Below are 19,708 nucleotides of genomic sequence, written 5' to 3' on the forward strand. Positions count from 1 at the left end.
TTATATCTCAATGTGCTTTTGCGGATACTTACGGTACCCTCTCCCGAGCGCCGTTCCTGCCGGTACCGTAAGATAAGTGCACTGTTTATTTCGAATCGCGCACGCATCGGATCGGGCCTGCCACCGACTTTACATAATAAAAATAGAATTGGTATTCGAATATATGGAACAGGCTATGATCCTTATGGATATGCAAAATATTCACTCGGTTGCCTGTATCCGTAGTTGCATTATGGTAGTTCCCGCAACTGCTTGTACGAATACCTCCTCCATCGCCTACACGTGTTCCCTGTGTCGGGAAATAAGATGTCGGACCGTCTTTCCATTTCTGCATATACATATTCATTCCATATCCGTTCGCAAACTTGTCGTCATAATTGATATCGCTCATAGATGCCGGATTGATTCCCGTATTTGTAAATTCGAGCCACAATTCACCTGAAGCAACCCTCCAGCCCGTAGGGCAAGGGTCGAAAATGGATTTCTCCGTTCCGTAGTTGTCGTATATATGGACATTATTACTCGGGTTGATCGTGTAGGATTTCATGCCGTCGGCGGCCGGTTCCAGTCCGCCCCAAAGTTTGTTGTCGCTTTCTCCGGTCGGACACCAGTCGCCATTATTGAAGTAGTTGTTCTTTGCTTGTACGTAAGCTTCATTTTGTTTAACAGCGTTCGTACCGCTGATAAAAACGGTGGGATTGGCGATGGCGTGTCTGACGGCTCCGGTAAGGGTGCTTCCGATCACCGAATGGAACAGCTTGGTTTCATCGGCAGCGGATGTCTTATGCACTTCAACCTGATTGGAGTTGTCATAATGCAGATCCGTATGCTCGTCGTTATAATCCTGATACTCGCTTGCGATATGGCGTAAAGGCGGGAACGGATCCTTTCGTCCCCATTGATACAACATGCCGAAAGCCTGCGTCATCGGATCCGGATACCGGTGAAGGCCGTTTCCCGTACCTTCCTGATTCTCCGCCAATGCCCCGAGGTTACATGACATGACGGCATAACCCTGAATGCGTGGTTTTTCGGGATATATCCCGTTCTGATCCCAGTCGTATGTGTAATAAGTAACGGCTCTGCCGAGATTGTCCGGCTCATCATCCGTAACCCAGATGTGCCAGGACCATATGATGTCACCCTCGCTGTTGTAGGCTCCGATCAGGGCATTGCCTTTCTTTTGCGTTCTGACATAGATTTTCTGATGGATGTCGCCCGTGTTCTCGCCGAGTTGTACCTGCGTTCCGTTCGTATTATCGCCGATGCAGTCTTTGGTTTGCCAGATAATGCCGACGCGGGCTATTTTCAGATTCTCGTCATGAGGACTTAAATAGTCTGCAAAATTGTATCCGCCCCCCGTCTCTACACGGTAATAGGGCTCAAAAGAGAGAAAACCGTCGGGTTTTACGACAAAACAGTTGGCCGACGGATTGTTTTGGTTTTTCTCCCCTGTGATAGTCACCGTTATGCGGTAAACTTGATTGCGCTGGATATTGAAATTGTTGAGCGAGTTTCCTCCGGGATAAGCCGCATAGAGATATCTTTCACCACCGATTTCGGTGGTTATATCCACCACAAGCGCATTGGAGGGAGCTGCATCGGACTTGTTGCCGCCCTGGGTTTGCGTTTCTCCTTGCAGGTTTTCGGGGACATAGAAGACGGCCCATTCTTTATCTTCATTCTTTTCCAAATCCGAGGCGGCAAAGGCTATGGAACTGAATGTCGTTTCATCGGGAAACGGAACCGGCTCCATCGGTTCTCCCTTTCCATCGCCAGCCAATGTCTCTACCCGGCAAATATTCGGGATTTGCCTTACGTTGACGTTATTCAGTTCCATCTCCGCCTTTCGCATCTCTACCTTTACTTTGAGTTTGGCATACATACGCGTAACGGGTACTGTGACCGTAATACCTGTCGTCACCTCCACCTCTTCGCTGGCTCCGGCCATTGGTATCGACACCTTGTCTATCGACCGTAACGGGAAAGCTGTGGGCAGGGTTTGCTTTTTCAGTTGCTCCAGCTGCTTGAATTTTTGCCAAGAAGCATCCGTGCCGTCGTTGGCCCAGTTGTCATAGCCCGTGTTGGTTACGACATATACGACGGACGGAACTCCGGCTTTCAGATATACGGGCAGGTCTTGCAGCATTGCCTGGTCGGTAATGGTATAGTAACGCGGCTTTATTAGCAGTTCTTTCGTTGCCGCATCGTACTGGAACACCCAGATGTTGTGGATCTCTTTTTCCTCCGGAGTCTCCTTTTCGGGTGTGCCGCTCGGTATGGACGCCCTTGTTTCTGCCTGTGCTTCAACGACAAATGCGTTGACGGATAAATTCAATACGGCTTCCGTCAGTTCGCTCTCATCGGGAACTGTTCCGTTTGTTCCGCATGTCTGCGGTTGCAGTTCTTCTGTGCAACCGCCCGTTGCGATGGCTGCCGATAAAAGTATGAATAAGAAGTAATGTTTCATATCAGTCAAAAGTATATTCGTTGTCATAAGCATATTGCCATTCCTGCACGTTCACCGTGAGCCGGTTGTCACGGACAGTGACGGTGAAACGGTAGAGATTGTTGCGCGAGATGTCGAAACGCTTGGCATCGTCGTTATTATCAGTCTTTCCGTTCTCGTCGTAATTTGCGAAATAGACTTTATGATATTCGTCCTTTCCGGCCTGGATATCGAGCCTGACTTCAATGCACGAGTACTTGTCGCCTGCATCGATGTTCCGGTATTCGGGCAGATAGGCAATCCATTTTTCATATTTATTCCCGTCAGCACCAATCCACTGGTATGCGAAGCGGAAGTTTTGTATTTTCTCTTCCGCATCGTTGCTATTATCCACGAGGTGCAGGCCGCTGACATAATCGCTGTTCCACTCACCGCCGTGGTCGTAGTCGTCCTGTGAGAAAACGTCTTTCGGGGCACAATACCCCTTGTTATTATAGCGGCGAATCTTCACTTCGCTGAACGACAGGTCGAAATGGTCGTCCGTCTTGAGTATTACTTCCGCCTTTGCCACGGCACGGAGCAGGGTGACAGGCTCGGGCAACAATGCAGCCTCTCCGGACTTGAACGCTATATTGTCGTATTCGCGAACCCCATAGAAAGGAATCAGCCGTTCCGGCCCCAACTCGAACGCAGAAAAACTATCGAACCGCCCCCATGCGGCATTGCAGATATCCGCAAGCAGCGTTTCTCCTGCCTTCATCGTATCGTCGCCGTATTGCGGCCAGTTGGCAAGCACGACCATCTTGAAACTCTGGTGATCGGCCAAAGCGGTAGGGGCCTTGCCAAGCATACTGTAATCCCTGTAATCGCTTCCTTGGGTCTCCACGAAACCGTCCGGCTCAAAACGGGCGATGAGCTTATTGTCGGAGGTGAAAAAATAAATCCGGTAGTTGTTGTTCTCTATGTCTATGTAGTTTTCATACGTTTCACCAGCTTCATAGCCTTCACCGGGCTCCGGGCTTCTTGCGGGTAATCTGAGACCGATGCTGAGAATCGGTTCTTTATCGGATGTGCCGAAGACCTCCGTGTCATGGCTGCACGAGGCAGCCCACAACACAAGGAGCGTCAGAGTCCCCGTGACGATATGTCTTGCCATATTCTTCATTTGCTTTTCTCCTATTACAAATCGCTGTTTTGCAGCACCACTTTCCAGGAGTTGATATAAATGTAGGTGTCGAGCCAACGGTCGCCTTCATCGAGGAAGAAGACCATGTCGTACACGTCCTGCCTGTCGAGATATTCCTGATCGTCCATGTTCCGGTTGTAGAAACCTTTCACAAGCAAGGCGTAGTCGATAAGGGGAATGGAGAAAACCGTCCTCTCCTTCTCCCTGTCGGTCACGGTAAGTCGAGGATCCTGTTCTTTCACGAGGCGCGGCACGGTCAGCTCGGCGATGGCCGCGCTGAAAACGGCGTTCGGGCCGTGGGCGTTCCCGTCGGGCAGGGAGGCCAGGCCCGCTTCCCCGGCGTCGGTATGCCATGCGTAGAAAGTCACCGGCTCGTCGGGCCGCAGCGAGTTGTCCCAGTCCATGCTTCCGTTGGTGTCGGTGATGGTGAATACAAACCTGTCCTTGTCCATGGCTTCCCCCGAAAGGTGCTGCAACACCACCCGCACGTTGTTGGTGTTTTTCACCAGCGGGACGGTATAAGTGTACGTACCCTCGGTCTCACCGAAGGTCTGTTCCGGCAGCCATCCGTGGAACAGGCGGTCGAGGTCTTCGGCGACAAATGCCTCGTTTCCGGCGTCGTGCTCCCTGCCGAGCGTACAGGTCAGTTCGTTGCCGACGGTTGTTTCGGGTATCGAGAAAGAACCTTTGTCGGTAGTGCCGCACCAGACGAGCAGGCCGTATTCGCCCGGCTCTACGTTTACGGTCATGGCGTAGCCGTCGGCCGAAAGGGCTTCTCCCTGCTCGGTGCGCTGCCAGACCACCCGGCCCTCGGCATCGAGCAGGTAAAGCGTCACGGTGTTCACCTCGCGGGCAAAGGCGTCGGCAAACTTCATGTTGTAATCGTAACGGAACTTCACACGGTAATTCACCGTGCAGTCGCCCTCGTCGTCATAGATTAAGCCGTCGCAGGCATATAGCATCGGTGCGCAAGCGAGGGCCGCCAGCATTTTGCCGCTTGAAGTTCTTATGTAAGACCGTATATCCATTTGGCTTATGTTGTTATGTTGTATTGTATGCTGCGGAAAATGCCGCAGGGAATTTTCATTTTCAGAGGAAATTGGCAAATGCGCCTTTTCCGATTCCGTCCTCTCTTTGCGCCGGTGCGGAAGCGTTTTTTAGCCATTCCATGAGGGGCTTCGTCCTCATGGAATGGTTGTTCATGCAATGATTTAAAGTTCTACGTTTTGGCTGACAATCTTCCACGAGAGGATGTTGATTTTCGCGCCAACGTAATACGTGTCGTCGTCCGGATAGCCGGGAACGATCTTTTCGTTCCCGACAAAGATTCCTTTGCCTATTTTTTCCAATTTGTCAATGGTGACTACGTAGTGGTGATTGCGCACTACGCCGTATTTAGCTTCCGGAATAGTTTCGTTTTCTGCGACACCGGCATTATTGAGGTGTTCGATCGGAATGTTGTAGTACATCAATCCGCCGTCGTAAGCGGTAGCGCCTGCGGATGCTGCGGCCAAATCGTCGTTGAGGGCGGTAATGATCTGATCCGAGCAGTCAGAGCCGTCCTCTGCGTACAACGGGGTTTCATTCTCATTGACAAATACCACTTTCACTTCTCCGTCGCCCATATTCTCCAGCTTCACATACTCTTTGCCGATCTGGGTGTATTTTGTGTTGCCTTGATCGTCTTTGCCGTTCTCATACCACACGGTGTGTTGGTTTCTCGCTTTCAGTACGCTGAGCACATATTCGAGAAAGGAGTCTTGTTTGAACAGCATGCCATTGTAACGCACGAGGTTGAGTGCATTGCCGCTCGCATCGTAAACCCTGGCTTTCAGCAGGATGCTTGTAACGGCAGATGGAAAGTTGGCGGAAACGACCGTACTGGAGTTGGTGTTCTCGGCGCAATAGGCCGGAGTTCCCAATGCGGTTAGGCCGTTTTCCAAATCGACATAGTTCAGGTATTCGGAATTGGCGGGAACCCCCGCGGCATTTTCGGGATAGCCGGAAAAACCGTAGTTGAACGACTGGCCCCAATGGCTGCGGTAGTTGATCGGTCTGTTCCAGGTAAAGCCCAGCTCATCGTTCGTCCAGGTCGCATCTATGTTCTTGACCATGTACGACCTCTTCGCTGTGGCATTGAGTTTCCATCCGAGCAGTTCCACATAAAGATCTTCCGAAGCGATGTCACCACTTACGGCCGAGTTGTTTTCGCCTGCCACGGTGACCTTTATCGGATAACGTCCGTTGGCATCCCTTACGAGTTGATCGGATACGCTCAGGGTTACTTTGGCTGCCAGACGCTCCACATATACGGTCACGGTATTGGCAATGGCGTTGACATCCGTCATCGGTTCAAGAGAGAAATTATCCTCTTTGACTTCCGTTACGAAATACGCAGCCCGATTGGCTGCGGTATAGCTCGTCGTGCTCATGGTAAAGTAACCGGTCGTGACATTATCGGTTGTTGACGGGTAATAAATACCTTCCGCATTCGCGTCCGCAAGCACCATTTGCATTTCCCCGAGCGTGTTTCCATGCAGGAAGCCCGTCGGTTTGTTGAGCACCGCTACCATGTACCTGGGATAGTTCTTCCTGCCCAGTTCTTTCAGTACGACGACGTTGTTGCTCGTAAATTCAATGTTGCCGGCAGGGTTTGTCGTCGAGGCGTTGCCACCCGTCCAGACATCACCTTGTGTAACGAATACGCCGTCTGCATCGTAAAAGTAAAAATAGGCGTTTTTGACGGACTGTTCGTTCGTTCCGTATTCAAATTCGCCTTCCTGCGCCCTCGTAAGGGAGCCTGCATCGGCGAGCCGGACATTGAGGTATGCCTCGTCTACAGTGAAAATCTTCGGGGTATCATCCGGAATGATTCCCGATTCATCGTTCGAACATGCACACAATGCGCTACATGCGAACAACCCTAAAAATAATTTTTTCATCTTCATAAATGTGTGGATTTGATTTTGTTAATGGTATATTTTCTTGTTAATGTCTCCCTTTTTCAAGCTGTTCGAGCGTGATGCCTGCCTGCTCCGATCCGAGCGTTTTCGCCTCACTCAGGTAGCGTCGGGCGCTGTCGTAATCCTTTTGCAGGATGGCCAATGCACCGCGGGCATAAACCGCCTCGGGCGAATCGTCCGCTTTGGCAAGGTAACGCTTCGCACCTGTGAGGTCGCCGCGGCGCATTGCGGCGTTGGCGGCGTTGAGGTTGGCAACGGTGTCATCCGGGAACATGCGCACCGCTGTCTCGAACACTTCGGTGAACTCGTCCGTGCCCGGTTCATACTCTCGTGCGACGAGGTAGAACTCGTTCAGGCTCAGTTTCTGCGGTCGCTCGTGCATAATTCGTTTTATCTCCTCCACGTCGCTGTAACTGCGGATGGTGTAAGCGATGCGGTAGTCGGTGCGGCGCAACGCCGGATAACAGTTCTGTAACAGGAAGCGGTATTCCTCCGGATAGGTGCTTTTTATTTTCCACTCTTTGGCATCCGGTTCCAAATTGGCGTCTATCAAAGCGATGATCCTCGTGCGATGTTCAAGGTTCGACCGTTCCACGTAGCGGCGCAATCCAGCCCAATCCTCCGCTTCGTAGCCGGTCGTTATCATATCGCCTTCAAACTGGTAGAGTTGCTGTATGTGTTTCTTCAATGCGGCGGTACGCCCGATAGCCAATTCCTTGTTATGCGCATACGGACTTTCGGGCGAAGCATAACCTTTCAGCCATACCGAGGTGATGGTTATATCCATGTCGTTCTGCACGGAGTCGATCGATGACTGTATTTTCCCCAGTTCGGCGGTGTTGTGCCGATAGCCCGGAAAAATCGCTGTCTGGTCGACCGGAAAGTCGATGAACGCCGAACCTTCGAGTGAATCCCGCTTTTCGACCAGCCCTTGCGGACGTACATATACCAGTTCGGGGAAAAACGCCTCGGAATGTCGTCCGAGCATCCCGGTCTGCTTTGCCAGCAGCGTGTTGCAGCATCCGTAGTCGCTGCGGTGAAGTGACAGCACGGAGCCGTTCATCCATTCGGCGTATGGCACCATGCAGTGATATTCGATGTCGTCAGGCTTCTCCGCAGCCTTGTAGCTCTTTTCATCCCTGCCCGACAGCATGCTCTCGCCCTTGCGTACATAGAAGTAGTAGCGCCGTCTGCCGTAAACTCCTATCGATTGCAGGCTGAGCGAATCGCTGCCGTTGACCAGCCATGGTGTGAGCAGCACCGCGCGATTATTGTCCACGTCGAGCCCAGACAAATCCCAAAGCATATCTATGGCGATGTACGCGCCGTTGCGTTCCATCCTGAGATTTTCTATGGAAACGCCGTCCACGATGTCCTGTTTCCGCATGTCGATTGCGGTCTGCGCTTCCGCTGCCGTAACCATGCCCAAAAGGGCTGAAAGGATATACAATCTCTTTTTCATCTCGTACACGATTAAAATACATAAACAAGGTTGATTGCCGCCTTCGTCGGGCCCACGTAGTGGTGCGGCTTGTCCGTTTCCACCTTCCTGCCGCAGCCGGTACACCGGAAGCGGTCATAGCGTGTATAGGAATAGCCGAAGCCTATTTCTGCCTCGAGGTTCCAATGTCGCCCCAGTATCCACGCATAACCATAAGCGATACCAGCGCCTACGAACCAGCCTTGATAACGGCTATCCTTCAGTTTGCGGGCATCCGAACCGAAGAAGTTGATTTGTCCGTCGAAACCTCCGATATTATACTGTCCGCCATGCATGTGGGCACCCACGAAGTGCCCCGAGAACCGGTCGCGGAACCAGTACCTGGCTTCAGGTTGAAAGACCCAGTGTTTCCAGCGTCGGTCGTGCGAGAGCGTCCATGCGTTGAATTGCCCCGTTATGTCCAACGTCCATTTGGGAGCGAGCCCGACCTCTATTCCCAAATTCGGATTCAGGAAAGCGTCTGCCAGGATATTGCTCTTGGCAGCCACTCGCTGGGCTTCGATATCCTGCGTAATACCGGTGACGGCGATTGCCAGCAGGACGAACATTCGTTTTATAATTCCATTATTCATACTTTAAATTATTGCGTTACAGATTTTACAGTCTGTCCGAGTACAGACATCCGAAAGGACAGTTGCGGTGTCCTTGCTTTCTCGGCTTGATAAATCCGGTCAAATAGTTCTGGGGGATGGTCGGCGGAACGGCCTCGGAAGAGGCTGCCGCAGTTATGACGGAAGAATGAATTCTGTTCTTTTCATTATAATAGGTAGAGCGGGTGGAGTGACTGAAAAACTTTTTTGTAAAATAGCCGTGGGATTTTTTTGTTCTGCACAAAGAAATGATATATTTGCTATCGCATAATGCCAAAACGTATAAATCATATCGGCAAAATCGTAATGACCTTATATACGCAAACCGCAATTTTGTAAAGGATATGTCAAATCATCAAAAACGGACTTTTCCCGGGGCGCACGGAGTCTCGTCGTCAACGGACGTAATGTAAATAAAGCCAGCGTGCTGTGGTGTATTTACACGTCGTATTCCCGGAAGTATGCGGCCGGTGACATCCCGGACGGTTCCAGTGTGCAGGAAACAGCCGGCGGGAACACACGTTCGAGGGGAATAATTTGAATCATGGGAACATTTGTCACATACGGCAGCCTGATGGTCTATATTTTGCCGATCTGCTGTTCGGTCATATGTTCGGTCTTTGCCTTATTGCTGATCTGGAATTATCGCAATCCTGCCGAACGAAAATTGAGGCGGGTCGTGAGCATCTACTGTATTCTGCTCGCCGTGTGGTGGGCGTCCGTACTCTGGCATGTGCTCTCTGACGACCCGGTATTCCTTCCGGTCGATATTCCTTTTGCCCTGTCGTATGTCTATATTCCCGTATTGTTCTACAACATCGTTTATTACCTGACCTATTTGGGGAATAAAAGAAACTTTCCCGTCCTGAATTACCTTTGGCCGGTGCCCGCGTTGGCGGTTATCCTGACGGCGGCGGCCTGGATATTGCCGCATGGAGAAGGAATCGCCGGATTATCGCCGTTTGAGCGTTATGCGGATCTGTTCATCTCCGGCTTTTTGTTGCGGTTCGTCACGGCGATAGCCTATGTCGTTCCGACTTGCCGGTTGTTGTCGCGGTATTATAAGCAGGCGGTCGTGCAGAAGGTAGACACGGATCGAAAATCTTTCAGTATAAGATCGTCGCGTTGGCTCGTCGTGCTCTTCGTGCTTTTCATCGCTATCTGGCTGATCGCTTTTTTGCCTTCGGTAGTGTGTTCCGACCGCTGGCTCGTACGCCTGAACGCATTATGTATCATAGCCCAGGAAATCCTGCTCACGTACCATGTTATCCGCAGGCAGTATCTCTCTTACAAAACCGCCGATTTGTTTCCGTCCGCCGGGAAAAAGAGCGAGAGCAACGGGGTGGGCGACAAACAGCGCCTTGTGCCGGACAACACGCGCGGACGGCTGACCAGTAAGGCTTTAGAAAACTATATGTCCCAAAAAAAGCCGTACCTCGATCCCGATTTCAAACTGACTGACATGGCTGAGGCGATGGGGGTGAACCGTACCGTCATGTCTAATTTTATCAATCAGACTTACGGCAAGAATTTCAACTGCTACCTGAACCTGTGGCGGATCGAGGAGTACCAGATTCTAATGGCACATCCTTCGAACGAACGTAAAAATCCGTATCAGGTAATGGTTATGGCGGGATTCAAAGACTCCAGGCATTTCCAGCGTGCGATCCGATTGGAAAAGGCTGCCAAGAAACAGCCCGACGAGAAACCGCAAATAAAGAATAAGGAAGGATGAATCAAGATATCGGACGTGCAATCGTTTTCTCAATGCCGGTGGTAAGTGCTGCGGTCAGCCTGATTCTGATTTCGCTCGATACGACCCGCGCTTCCAATACGGTCGACCGGAAGATCCATTACAACATGATCGCTGTATACTGTCTGATGATACTGTTTTGGAGCGGGCTGGTCATGCATTCCATCGCCCGCGACACGTTCATAGCATACCTGCCCGTTTTCTTTTCCTCATTCGCTTTCATCCCCGTATTCCTTTACCGGATCACGCATATTATTACGGATACGGGCGAGCGGAAACTTTTTCCGGCCTGTCATTTCATCCTTCCGGCGTGTTTGACCCTAATTATCTGCGCGATTGCGTTGGCAGTCCCGCTCCGGCAGCGATGGGCAGCTATTTATGATAACGAGGTAAACCTTACATCAGCAATCATCGACATCACGTTTATCGTTTGCATTTTGCTGTGTATTTTATATTCCTGGCTGAGCCTGCTCCGCATAAAGTCGTATAAACGCAAGATAATCGACTATTCCGCCGACATCTACCGCATGTCGCTGGATTGGCTCTCCTTTATCATCCTCTTCAGGGTCGTGCTGCAAACCCTGCCGATAGCCGGGCTGATATTGGGTGTCGGGCTGTTCGGCGGGTTGGGGTTTGCCTGGGCATTCACGACGTTGCCGGCGGTATTCACCCATATTGTGCTGTGCCTGAGTATTCTTTCGGAGAATTACGTGATTTTCGAACCTGTTACCGTCAAAGAGAAGGAAATGACCGCGTCGGGAAATTATCCGCAACTGGGGCGGCAGCAGGTCGAGAAGTATTTGGAGGATCGGAAACCTTATCTGAATCCGGAATTCAAAATAACCGATATGGCCCGGGATCTCGTTTCCAACAGGACTTATATATCGGCTTTCATCAACCGGGAATATGGCGTGAATTTCAACCGTTTCATCAATAGTTACCGGCTGAAGGAGGTGGAGCGGCTACATGCGGATGCTGTGCAGAGAAAGCAAAAAATACCTGTGTTGGAGATTGTGCTCCATGCGGGATTTAGTAATTACCGCAGCTATTTCCGGGCTAAGAACATGGTAAAGAACGAAGCCGTTGCCATAAATCAGAAAATGTAATCGGATCCGATCTGAAAATCAAGCAAGGAGCGCCAATACGATCTGCGAACTTCAGGGAGTTTTCAATAATGAGCGATACCATTTTATAATCGCAGGTAATCGAAAAGGGCGGATCGCGTTCGTAATAAAACGATTCCAAATAAGGAGCCGTATCGGTTCGATTCCGCAAGTAATGGGGTGGAGCCAAATTTGTCAAACCGGAACGGTAGTAACGCACAAAACCAGAACGCCTGGCATCTTTCTGCCCACCTCTCTTTCGTGTTGCTTGATAAAGTCATACATAACATTAAGAATTTTTATGGGTTTGTATGCTAAATTTAAACATGAAGAAGGAACCATTAGAGTCGGAAATCGCGAAAATAAAAAACCGGGGAAACATTATTTTCCCCGGAAAAATTACAGAATATGATTCGTGATTAGATAAAAATACTACCAATTTAGGCTAAAGCGCCCGCTATTGCAGCGGGCGCCTTTCGGATGTGAAAAAATTATTTTTTCATGTAACCCTTCACATAGTGGTGGTGCTGGCCGAAACGCTCGAAGGCGGCACGGTCGAGTTCCTCCTGGGCCGACGGGTCGGCTACGGAGATGATCAGGCGTGCGCGCTCCTGCAGCGTCTTGCCGTAGAGGTCTACGGCCCCGTGCTCGGTTACGAACCAGTGGATGTGGTTGCGGGTCGTGACGACGCCTGCGCCTGGCGACAGTACGGGGGCGATCTTCGAGATGCCTTTGTTGGTCACCGAAGGCATGGCAATGATGGCCTTGCCGCCCTTCGACAGCGATGCGCCGTATACGAAGTCGATCTGTCCGCCGACACCCGAATAGAACTTCGTGCCCAGCGAGTCCGCGCATACCTGGCCGGTAATGTCGACCTGCAGCGCCGAATTGATGGCCGTCACGCGGTCGTTCTTCGAAATGATATAGGGGTCGTTCGTGTAGCCCACGTCCATCATCAGCACGGCAGGGTTGTCGTCGATGAAGTCGTAGACGCGCTGCGAACCCATCAGGAACGTCGATACCATCTTGCCCTTGTCGATGTTCTTGGCTTCGCCGTTGATGACGCCGCTCTCCACGAGCGGGAGTACGCCGTCGGCGAACATTTCGGTGTGGATACCCAGGTTCTTGTGGTTGCCCAGCTGCGCCAGTACGGCGTTCGGGATGGCGCCGATGCCCATCTGGAGTGTCGCACCGTCCTCGATCAGGGCGGCGCAGTGTTTGCCGATGGCTTCTTCGGTGGCGTTCGGCTGCGTGAAGTGCGCCTCGATCAGCGGTTTGTCATCCTGTACGAAGATGTCGATCTTCGAGGAGTGGATCATGGCCTGCCCGAATGCGCGGGGGACATATTTGTTTACGACGGCGATCACGTGCTCGGCGGTCTCCACGGCGGCCAGCGTTGCGTCGACCGACGTGCCGAGCGATACGAAGCCGTGCTTGTCGGGCGTCGACACCTGGATCATCGCCACATTGCAGGGTACTGCGCCGCAGCGGTAGAGGCGCTGCGTCTCGCTCAGGAAAATCGGAATATAGTCGGCATAGCCGCTCTGGGTGACTTTGCGGACGTTGCCGCCCACGAAGAACGAATCGAGCTGGAATACGCCTTCGAACTTCTCGTCGGCATAGGGTGCCGGGCCTTCGGTGTGCAGGTGGTGGATGTGGACATCCTTCAGTTCGCCGGCCTCGCCGCGTGCGCACATGGCGTTGATCAGGCATTGGGGGGCCGAAGCCACGGAGCTCAGGTGGATGTGGTCGCCCGATTTGATAACCTTGACGGCCTCTTCGGCGGTCGTAAATTTGATCTGGGTAGTCATTTTTACTTTAAGTTTGTATTTTGGTTTTGGTTAGCGTTTCCTTTCGCCGATTTTTCGCGGACAAAGTTCCTGATGGCCTTGTCCGTGTAAGTCCAGAAAATCGGTACGTTACGCATCGTGATGATGTTCAGCGTATTCAGGGCAAGGCCCATGCTGATGTCCACGCGATCGAGCGTGTCGATACCCGGGGCAATGTTGTAGAACATGACGACGACGTGTTCGGGTTGTCCTCCGCGCATCGTGTAGACCCGGCCGTAGTGGTCGGACGAAGGATAGGCCGCGCCTTTGGCAAAGGCGGCCGTGCCGTTGCGCTCGCCGCCCATATAGAGGCGGAACCCCCCGTAGAGGGGTGTGATGTCGAAACGCAGCATCACGTTGCCCGTGATGTTGTCCCCGGCGCAGATGACGTTCGAAATGCAGAAGTCGTTTACGAACGAGGGGGTGCTGATCTCCGAGGGCTGGTGCCCGCGAGCGAATTTCTCGATGGCTTCATTGCGCAGGGATTCGAAATGCCGCGCTTCCCGGCGGAGTTTCTTTTTCTGGGCTTTTTGCAGCGCCTTCTGTTCCTTTGCGGTGGTACCCTCCCCGGGTTGCATGGCCGATGCCGCTCCGCACAGCGTGCAGAGCGACAACAGCAAAACGGTCAGACGTTTCAGCATGGCGTTGCTATTTGCGTTTCACCTCGACCTGTTCGTATCCCTCGACGATGTCGCCGACACGGATATCGTTGAACGATTCGATGTTCAGGCCGCAGTCCTGGCCGGCCGTAACCTCCTTGACGTCGTCCTTGAAGCGCTTGAGCGAACCCAGCTTGCCGGTGTAGATCACGATACCGTCGCGGATGACGCGGATCGGGGTGTTGCGCTGGAGCTTGCCTTCGCGGACGATACAGCCGGCCACGGTGCCGACCTTCGATATCTTGAAGATCTCCAGTACCTCGACCGAAGCGACGATCTCCTCCTTCATCACGGGCTCGAGCATGCCCTCGATGGCATCCTTGATGTCGTTGATCGCGTCGTAGATGATCGAGTAGAGGCGGATTTCGATCTCCTCCTTCTCGGCCAGCTTGCGCGCCGAGGCCGACGGGCGTACCTGGAAGCCGACGATGATGGCGTTCGAAGCGGCGGCCAGCAGCACGTCCGACTCCGAGATCTGTCCCACGGCGGCGTGGATGACGTTGACCTGCACGGTCTCCTTCGAGAGCTTGATGAGCGAGCCCGACATGGCCTCGATCGAGCCGTCCACATCGCCCTTGACGATGATGTTGAGCTCCTTGAACGATCCGATGGCGATACGGCGGCCGATTTCGTCGAGCGTCACGTGCTTCTGGGTCATGATGCCCTGCATGCGCTGCAACTGCTCGCGTTTGTTGGCGATTTCGCGTGCCGAGCGGTCGTCCTCCATCACGTTGAACGTATCGCCGGCCTGCGGTGCGCCGTTCAGTCCCAGCACCTGTACCGGCGTCGAGGGGCCGGCGGAATCGACCTTCTTGCCGTTCTCGTTGAACATGGCCTTCACGCGGCCCGTGTAGGTGCCCGACAGGATCACGTCGCCCACGTGGAGCGTACCGCTCTGCACGAGGATCGTCGAGACGTACCCGCGGCCCTTGTCGAGCGTCGATTCGATGACCGTGCCCTGCGCCTTCTTGTTGGGGTTGGCCTTCAGGTCGAGCATCTCGGCTTCGAGCAGCACCTTTTCGAGCAGTTTGTCGAGGTTAAGGCCCTTCTTGGCCGAAACCTCCTGATCCTGGTATTTACCGCCCCACGACTCCACCAGATAGTTCATCTGCGAGAGCTGCTCCTTGATGTGGTCGGGGTTGGCGTTGGGCTTGTCGATCTTGTTGATGGCGAAGACCATCGGCACGCCTGCGGCCTGCGCATGGTTGATGGCCTCGATCGTCTGCGGCATGACGCTGTCGTCGGCCGCCACGATGATGATCGCGACGTCCGTTACGGCGGCACCGCGGGCACGCATGGCCGTGAAGGCTTCGTGGCCCGGCGTATCGAGGAACGTGATCTTCTGGCCGTTGAGCTCGACACTGTACGCACCGATGTGCTGCGTGATACCCCCGGCCTCGCCTTCGATGACGTTGGTTTTGCGGATGTTGTCCAGCAGCGAGGTCTTACCGTGGTCGACGTGTCCCATGACCGTGACGATCGGCGGACGGGGCACGAGGTCTTCCTCCTTGTCTTCGCCCTCGTCGTTGATGGCCTCCTGGATCTCGACCGAGACGAATTCGACCTTGTAGCCGAACTCCTCGGCGACCACGACGAGCGCTTCGGCGTCGAGGCGCTGGTTGATGGAGACCATCAGTCCCAGGTTCATGCAGGCCGTGATGACCTGCGTGGGCGACACGTTCATCATCGTCGCCAACTCGCTCACGGTCACGAACTCCGTGACTTTGAGGGTCGAGCGTTCCTGTTCCTCGCGTTCGAACTCTTCGTTCATACGCTCGGCAACGGCGTCGCGTTTATCCTTGCGGTATTTGGCACTCTTGCTTTTGGCACCCTTGGCCGTCAGGCGTGCCAGGGTGTCCTTTACCTGCTTCGAAACCTCCTCGTCGCTCACTTCGGGGCGTACGATCGGCTTGGGTGCGGCCTTACCTTTGTTTTTGTTGCGACGGCCTTCGCCCGGTTTGGGCTGGTTCTGGGCGCCGGGACGGTTTTGCCCGCCCTGTCCGGGACGGTTCTGGCCGCCCTGGCCCCCTTGTCCACCCTGCTTGTTGCCGCCGCCCTGCGCATTGCCCTTCGGGGCTTTGCTGACGTCGACCTTTTCCTTTTGCAGGCGCTTGCGCTTGTGCTTGCCGCCGGCCACGAATCCCGACACGTCCATCGTGCCGAGTACCTGCGGCCCGGTAAGGGTCACGGTCTCCGGACGGAAGATGTTGTCTTTGGGAGCGGTCGGTTCCGGCGCGGGGGCCGGGGCTTCTGCGGGCTTGGCGTCCGGTTGCCCGGGAGCCTGCGCTGCGGGTGCCGGCGTGGCCGGTGCGGCGGGTTTCGCAGGTTCAGCGGGCGCAGCCTGGGCAGCCTGAGCAGCAGGCGCCGCATGCACCGGCGTTGCGGGTGCGGCGGGGCTTGCCGGTGTGGCAGGGGCTGCCTGTGACGGCCGGGCTTCCGGGGTTGCAGGCATGGCCGGTGCGGGTTGTGCGGCAGCCTTGGGCGCCTGGGCAGGTGCCGGTGCTGCGGGGGCCGCAGGATGCTGTGCGGCGGGTTTTTCCGCTTCCGCCTTCGGGGCGGGTGCCGGCGCAGCCTTGGGTTTGGGCGACAGGTCGATCTTGCCGAGGAACTTCGGCTGCTGGATTTCGTCCTTGACGCTGATTACGTTGCTTTTGATGACCACCTCTTTTTCCTCCTCGCGCTCCTGCTTCTTAGCTTCTTCGAGGGTGATGGTCGTCTGCTTCAGGGAGATACGCTCGCGGATCGACTCGCGTGCATTGCCTGCGGCGCGGTTCGCCCCGAACTCCTTCTCCAGAACGGCATAGGTCTCCGCGTCGACCAGCGTATTGGGCGACCCGTCGCTCTTGATGCCCTTCTTCTGCAGGAAGTCCGTGATGGTATTCAGTCCCACCTTGAACTCCTTTGCAACCTGAATGAGCCTTAATTTTCTTTCGTTACCCATATCTTGTGTTTTCCTTTCTTGCTTATGTTACTCTTCAAATTCGGCCTTCAGGATTTCGACGACCTTCTGTGCCTGTTCCAGCTCCAGGTCGGCACGCGCGGCGATCTCCTCTACGGGCAGCTCCAGCACGCTCTTGGCCGTGTCGCAGCCGACGTTCTTCAGGGCGTCGATGATCCATCCGTCGATCTCGTCGGCGAATTCGGTGAGGGCCACGTCCTCTTCTTCGACCTCGCGGTATACGTCGATGTCATACCCCGTGAGCATCTTCGAGAGGCGGATGTTCAGGCCGCCCTTGCCGATGGCCAGCGACACCTGGTCGGGCTTGAGGTAGACCGAAGCGGTCATCTTCTCCTCGTCGATGGTGATGCTCGAAATCTTGGCGGGGTTCAGCGCGCGCTGGATCATCAGCGACGGGTTGGCCGTGTAGTTCACCACGTCGATGTTCTCGTTGCGCAGCTCCTTGACGATCGAGTAGATGCGCGAACCCTTCATGCCGACGCATGCGCCTACCGGGTCGATACGCTCGTCGTACGACTCCACGGCGACTTTGGCGCGTTCGCCCGGGATGCGGACGATCTTCTTGATGGTGATCAGCCCGTCGAAGATCTCGGGAACCTCCTGTTCGAAGAGGCGTTCGAGGAACTGGTTGGCCGTGCGCGAAAGGATGATACGCGGCTGGTTATTGTTCATCTCGACCGACTTGACGATAGCCTTGATGGTGTCCCCCTTGCGGTAGAAGTCGTTGGGAATCTGCTCCGCCTTGGGCAGGATCAGCTCGTTCTCCTCGTCGTCGAGGATCAGCACCTCCTTTTTCCACACCTGGTAAACTTCGCCGGTGACAATCTCGCCGACCTTCTCCGAATATTTCTCGTAGAGGCTGGCCTTCTCCAGGTCGAGGATGCGCGATGCCAGGTTCTGGCGCAGCGACAACACGGCGCGACGGCCGAACGAGGCGAGTTTGATCTCGTCGGCATATTCGTCGCCGATCTCGTAGGTCGGGTCGATGGCCTTGACCTCCGACACGGCGATCTGCGTATTGGGATTCTCGACGGCGCCGTCCTCGACGACGGTGCGGTTACGCCAGATTTCCAGGTCGCCCTTCTCGGGGTTGATGATGACGTCGAAATTCTCGTCCGTCTCGTACTGTTTCTGCAGTGCGTGGCGGAAAACGTCCTCCAGCACACCGATCATCGTGCTCTTGTCGATGTTCTTCAGCTCTTTGAACTCGGCAAAGTTGCTGATAAGATTGAGATTGTCCATTGTGTCGTTTATCTTGTTTTCAGTTTATGCTTGTTTTTGCCTGCGGTTCCCCGCAGTTTGTCCGGGGTTGTCCGGCGCGAGTGCCTATTTGAAATCCAGCCACTCCCGCGCGGACTTGATTTCGCCGAACCCGTAGCGGCGCGTCACCGTCACCAGTTGCTTGCGTTTCCTGCCTTCGACGGCCTGCTTCTCCTCGTAGGAGAGGGTGATGCCCTGGTCATCGGCCGCGTCGAGTTTCGCCAGCACCTTGATGCCCGAGGTGAGCAGCACCTCGACCGTGTTGCCGACCAGCTTGTGGTACTGGCGCAGGCTTTTGAGCTCCGACCCGATGCCGGCCGAAGCCACCGTCAGCGAGAAATCCTCCTCGTCGCGATCCAATTCCTCCTCGATCGAGCGGCTGAGCCTGACGCAGGCGTCGATGGCCACCGAGGTGTCGCTGTCGATGAGCAGCTCGATGTCGTTGCCGGGCGTGCAGGTGCATCCCACGACGAACATGTCCGTCCCCTGCAGGTTGCGCTCCGCTGCCTCGATTATCTTTTTTGTGTCGATCATAGCTGAATACCGGTCGTGAATATGTATAAAATAAGGGGACTCCCCGTCCCCTTACCACTTGCTTTGTCTTTCGACATTGCAAATATAGTGAAAATTTCTAATATACCAATATTTATACGGAAATTTTACTCCTCTTTCGATACGCTTTCGTAGGGCTTGATGATGCCGCGCTTCGATTCGCGGATGAACCTCACCAGCTCGTCGCGCTCCTTGCTTTGGGGAACCTGCTTCTCGACCTCCTCGCACCCCGACATGTAGTTCAGGCCGCTCTGGAAGAGGATGCGGCAGGCGTCGTGGATCTCGCCGATGCGCTCGGGGGTGAAGCCGCGGCGCGAGAGTCCGATCTTGTTGATGCCCGCGAAGCGCATCGTGTCGTTGCGTACGATGACGAACGGAGGGGCGTCCTGCCCCAGCAGCGCCCCGCCCTGGATCATGGCGTGGTCGCCGATGCGCGTCCACTGGTGTATGGCGGCATGGCCGCCGATCACCACCCAGTCGCCGATCTCGACCTCGCCGGCCAGCGACACGCGGTTGGCGATGACGCAGTTGCTGCCCACCACGTCGTCGTGGGCGATGTGGACGTAGGCCATGAGCAGGTTGTGGTCGCCCACGACCGTCTTGCCGCGCGATGCCGTGCCGCGGCTGATGGTCACATACTCGCGGATGTCGTTGTAGTCGCCGATCTCGGCCGTCGTGACCTCGCCTGCGAATTTCAGATCCTGCGGCAGGCAGGAGACGGAGGCTGCGGTATGTATCCTGCATCCTTTGCCGATGCGCGCCCCGTCGTGGATCACGGCGCCGGGCCCGATCCAGCAGTCGTCGCCGATCACGACGTCGCCGGCGATATAGGCGAACGGTTCCACCGTAACATTGTTCCCGATTTTGGCGTCGGGATGGATGTATGCCAGATTGCTGATCATCG

14 protein-coding genes and 1 pseudogene are annotated in these 19,708 nt (G+C 54.5%); 2 read left to right on the forward strand and 13 right to left on the reverse strand.

What is annotated here, in order from left to right:
* Positions 1 to 85 precede the first annotated feature (85 nt).
* The 6 genes from QVP03_RS00645 to QVP03_RS00670 all read right to left on the reverse strand — a co-directional run bounded on the left by QVP03_RS00645 (position 86) and on the right by QVP03_RS00670 (position 8,671).
* Positions 86 to 2,470: a DUF4906 domain-containing protein gene (locus QVP03_RS00645; RefSeq protein WP_022331765.1), complete on the reverse strand. Its 2,385-nt coding sequence runs from the start codon at positions 2,468 to 2,470 to the stop codon at positions 86 to 88.
* 1 nt (position 2,471) lies between these two features.
* Positions 2,472 to 3,605, reverse strand: a complete 1,134-nt coding sequence (locus QVP03_RS00650) for a hypothetical protein (RefSeq protein ID WP_022331766.1) — start codon at positions 3,603 to 3,605, stop codon at positions 2,472 to 2,474.
* Positions 3,606 to 3,628: 23 nt separating this feature from the next.
* Entirely contained in the window at positions 3,629 to 4,663 is a 1,035-nt protein-coding gene (locus QVP03_RS00655) for a FimB/Mfa2 family fimbrial subunit (protein WP_022331767.1), read from the reverse strand.
* Positions 4,664 to 4,846: 183 nt separating this feature from the next.
* Positions 4,847 to 6,583, reverse strand: a complete 1,737-nt coding sequence (locus QVP03_RS00660) for an Mfa1 family fimbria major subunit (RefSeq protein WP_022331769.1) — start codon at positions 6,581 to 6,583, stop codon at positions 4,847 to 4,849.
* Between the two features lie 40 nt (positions 6,584 to 6,623).
* Positions 6,624 to 8,060: a DUF3868 domain-containing protein gene (locus QVP03_RS00665; RefSeq protein WP_022331770.1), complete on the reverse strand. Its 1,437-nt coding sequence runs from the start codon at positions 8,058 to 8,060 to the stop codon at positions 6,624 to 6,626.
* 11 nt (positions 8,061 to 8,071) lie between these two features.
* A complete protein-coding gene (locus QVP03_RS00670; RefSeq protein WP_256166123.1) occupies positions 8,072 to 8,671 on the reverse strand; it encodes a DUF3575 domain-containing protein in 600 nt (199 codons plus the stop codon).
* A gap of 562 nt (positions 8,672 to 9,233) precedes the next feature.
* Here QVP03_RS00670 and QVP03_RS00675 point away from each other — a divergent pair.
* Together QVP03_RS00675 and QVP03_RS00680 are read left to right on the forward strand one after the other, a co-directional pair.
* On the forward strand, positions 9,234 to 10,424 hold the full coding sequence (locus QVP03_RS00675; protein ID WP_022331772.1) for a helix-turn-helix domain-containing protein: 1,191 nt from the start codon (positions 9,234 to 9,236) through the stop codon (positions 10,422 to 10,424).
* Positions 10,421 to 11,548, forward strand: a complete 1,128-nt coding sequence (locus QVP03_RS00680) for an AraC family transcriptional regulator (RefSeq protein WP_022331773.1) — start codon at positions 10,421 to 10,423, stop codon at positions 11,546 to 11,548. The genes QVP03_RS00675 and QVP03_RS00680 overlap by 4 nt, the downstream gene beginning before the upstream one ends.
* On the opposite strand, the pseudogene QVP03_RS00685 reads toward QVP03_RS00680, so the two are convergent.
* The 7 genes and pseudogenes from QVP03_RS00685 to lpxA form a co-directional block, all read right to left on the reverse strand.
* Positions 11,499 to 11,768 (reverse strand): annotated as a pseudogene (locus QVP03_RS00685) (RteC domain-containing protein); the annotation flags it as partial. The gene QVP03_RS00680 and the pseudogene QVP03_RS00685 sit on opposite strands and share 50 nt — an antisense overlap.
* Positions 11,769 to 12,036: 268 nt before the next feature.
* Positions 12,037 to 13,356, reverse strand: coding sequence for an acetyl-CoA hydrolase/transferase family protein (locus QVP03_RS00690; RefSeq protein ID WP_022331775.1), 1,320 nt, complete (start codon positions 13,354 to 13,356; stop codon positions 12,037 to 12,039).
* A 2-nt stretch (positions 13,357 to 13,358) separates the two neighbouring features.
* Positions 13,359 to 14,015, reverse strand: a complete 657-nt coding sequence (locus tag QVP03_RS00695) for a hypothetical protein (protein ID WP_022331776.1) — start codon at positions 14,013 to 14,015, stop codon at positions 13,359 to 13,361.
* A gap of 7 nt (positions 14,016 to 14,022) precedes the next feature.
* Positions 14,023 to 16,974 carry a translation initiation factor IF-2 gene (gene infB, locus QVP03_RS00700; RefSeq protein ID WP_022331777.1) on the reverse strand — a complete coding sequence of 984 codons (2,952 nt, stop codon included), beginning with the start codon at positions 16,972 to 16,974 and terminating at the stop codon, positions 14,023 to 14,025.
* A gap of 27 nt (positions 16,975 to 17,001) precedes the next feature.
* Entirely contained in the window at positions 17,002 to 18,234 is a 1,233-nt protein-coding gene (gene nusA / locus QVP03_RS00705) for a transcription termination factor NusA (protein ID WP_018696792.1), read from the reverse strand.
* Positions 18,235 to 18,318: 84 nt separating this feature from the next.
* On the reverse strand, positions 18,319 to 18,786 hold the full coding sequence (gene rimP, locus QVP03_RS00710) for a ribosome assembly cofactor RimP (RefSeq protein WP_022331778.1): 468 nt from the start codon (positions 18,784 to 18,786) through the stop codon (positions 18,319 to 18,321).
* A gap of 125 nt (positions 18,787 to 18,911) precedes the next feature.
* Positions 18,912 to 19,706 carry an acyl-ACP--UDP-N-acetylglucosamine O-acyltransferase gene (lpxA, locus tag QVP03_RS00715; protein WP_018696794.1) on the reverse strand — a complete coding sequence of 265 codons (795 nt, stop codon included), beginning with the start codon at positions 19,704 to 19,706 and terminating at the stop codon, positions 18,912 to 18,914.
* Positions 19,707 to 19,708: the final 2 nt, after the last annotated feature.

Source organism: Alistipes sp. CAG:29 (assembly GCF_000435435.1).
Taxonomy (GTDB): Bacteria; Bacteroidota; Bacteroidia; order Bacteroidales; family Rikenellaceae; genus Alistipes; species Alistipes onderdonkii.

Excerpts from the sequence above, each read along its gene's own strand:
- QVP03_RS00645 (WP_022331765.1), bottom strand. The coding sequence starts at position 2,470 with ATGAAACATTACTTCTTATTCATACTTTTATCGGCAGCCATCGCAACG.
- QVP03_RS00650 (WP_022331766.1), bottom strand. The coding sequence starts at position 3,605 with ATGGCAAGACATATCGTCACGGGGACTCTGACGCTCCTTGTGTTGTGG.
- QVP03_RS00655 (WP_022331767.1), bottom strand. The coding sequence starts at position 4,663 with ATGGATATACGGTCTTACATAAGAACTTCAAGCGGCAAAATGCTGGCG.
- QVP03_RS00660 (WP_022331769.1), bottom strand. The coding sequence starts at position 6,583 with ATGAAGATGAAAAAATTATTTTTAGGGTTGTTCGCATGTAGCGCATTG.
- QVP03_RS00665 (WP_022331770.1), bottom strand. The coding sequence starts at position 8,060 with ATGAAAAAGAGATTGTATATCCTTTCAGCCCTTTTGGGCATGGTTACG.
- QVP03_RS00670 (WP_256166123.1), bottom strand. The coding sequence starts at position 8,671 with ATGAATAATGGAATTATAAAACGAATGTTCGTCCTGCTGGCAATCGCC.
- QVP03_RS00675 (WP_022331772.1), top strand. The coding sequence starts at position 9,234 with ATGGGAACATTTGTCACATACGGCAGCCTGATGGTCTATATTTTGCCG.
- QVP03_RS00680 (WP_022331773.1), top strand. The coding sequence starts at position 10,421 with ATGAATCAAGATATCGGACGTGCAATCGTTTTCTCAATGCCGGTGGTA.
- QVP03_RS00690 (WP_022331775.1), bottom strand. The coding sequence starts at position 13,356 with ATGACTACCCAGATCAAATTTACGACCGCCGAAGAGGCCGTCAAGGTT.
- QVP03_RS00695 (WP_022331776.1), bottom strand. The coding sequence starts at position 14,015 with ATGCTGAAACGTCTGACCGTTTTGCTGTTGTCGCTCTGCACGCTGTGC.
- infB (WP_022331777.1), bottom strand. The coding sequence starts at position 16,974 with ATGGGTAACGAAAGAAAATTAAGGCTCATTCAGGTTGCAAAGGAGTTC.
- nusA (WP_018696792.1), bottom strand. The coding sequence starts at position 18,234 with ATGGACAATCTCAATCTTATCAGCAACTTTGCCGAGTTCAAAGAGCTG.
- rimP (WP_022331778.1), bottom strand. The coding sequence starts at position 18,786 with ATGATCGACACAAAAAAGATAATCGAGGCAGCGGAGCGCAACCTGCAG.
- lpxA (WP_018696794.1), bottom strand. The coding sequence starts at position 19,706 with ATGATCAGCAATCTGGCATACATCCATCCCGACGCCAAAATCGGGAAC.